General features: G+C 65.3%; 1 protein-coding gene. It reads left to right on the top strand.

The features are described from left to right. Positions 1 to 297 (top strand): ABC transporter permease subunit (locus tag ACN6NG_RS29985; protein WP_474317547.1); only part of this gene is annotated, 297 nt, incomplete at both ends.

The following is a 297-nucleotide window of genomic DNA, read 5'->3' on the forward strand; positions in this document are numbered from 1 at the left end:
CGGTGTTCTTCTGCGCGGTGATCGGCATCCCGCTGGGCATTGTCTGCGCCCGCAGCAACCGCCTGGAAAGCATCATCCGGCCCTTGCTCGATGCCATGCAGACCCTGCCGGCGTTCGTCTACCTGGTGCCGGTGGTGATGCTGTTCGGTATTGGTAACGTACCCGGCGTGCTGGTGACCATCGTGTTCGCGCTGCCGCCGCTGGTGCGCCTGACCAACCTGGGCATCCGCCAGGTACCGGAAGACAAGATCGAAGCCGCCCGCGCCTTCGGCTGCACCCCGCGTCAGATGTTGACCC

The organism is Pseudomonas sp. TSO6 (genome assembly GCF_056098905.1).